The 918-nt window shown below is 34.9% G+C and carries 2 protein-coding genes; both read right to left on the bottom strand.

Annotation, left to right across the window (positions count from 1 at the left end; genetic code table 11):
- Positions 1-263 (bottom strand): hypothetical protein (locus tag HC175_RS23890; RefSeq protein WP_209310006.1); only part of this gene is annotated, 263 nt, incomplete at its 3' end.
- A 45-nt stretch (positions 264-308) separates the two neighbouring features.
- The gene (locus HC175_RS15325) at positions 309-761 is read right to left on the bottom strand and encodes a lipocalin-like domain-containing protein (RefSeq protein WP_168024501.1); all 453 of its coding nucleotides are present in this window, start codon (positions 759-761) and stop codon (positions 309-311) included.
- Between the last annotated feature and the right edge of the window lie 157 nt (positions 762-918).

Genomic DNA, 918 nt, shown 5'->3' with positions numbered 1-918 from the left:
AAAAAGCCTTGTTTGAAAAGGTGACTGTTAGAAGCACGATCAATAAGTAAAGAGTTATTACCCAAATGCTCCCAATTCCCCTTTTCTATGCTGCCATTATTAGAAATTAGCAACCGATTATCCTTTTTAAAGATGTAAACAATTTTAGAATTCTCAATCTCATTTATTACCACCCAATGTTGATCAGTCAAGAGGCTAAGGTCATCGAGCTTTTTGGAGAACCTTTGAATTCGGGGAATTAGATTTGAAAAATATGTTTTCATTTTACTCTGAAAATATTAGTAGGGGCAGTTGTTGCGCGGTGGTTTTTAATCGTTTACCAATGATTTTTTGTAGATCACAACCTGATGCCAGCCTTCAGGAAAATCATCTTCATCTAGATATTCAATTTTTAACCTCAAGGTATTCTCCGTAAGTTCGAGTATTGGCCATCTGGAAAATTCAGGATCGTCTTCATCGAAGACATCCCATTTTAGAACAAGAACATTATTTTCAACTGACCATGTGCCTTGCTCATCTCCCTCTAAGATACACTCCTCACCACCGGGACCGAAATACTGAAAATTAAAGGTGTTATTGTTGTTGAACTCTCGTGAATCTAAAAATTCACAATCGGAAATGGTTTTTTCTTCTCCATTCTCGGTTACCTGTTGAACATTCCAGGTACCAATCAGTAGGTTATTATTTTCCTCTGTTTCCTCTTTGGAACAGGACAGGAAAGTTAGAGCAAAGACTATGAAAGCGACATTAAAATTTTTCATTTATTCAGAATTATGTTTTGGATTAATTTCTAATCTCAGTTATACCTCTAAGCTTATAATTCTCATCCCATTGAGTAAGCAACTTAAGATCAAATACCGTATAATCATCTGTTATTTTTTCTTTGGATTTGTAGATCATTTCATAAGTAACAGTGTA

The organism is Salinimicrobium oceani, from assembly GCF_012037645.1.
Note: the sequence above shows the minus strand (reverse complement) of the source record. Positions and strands in the feature narration are given on the sequence as shown.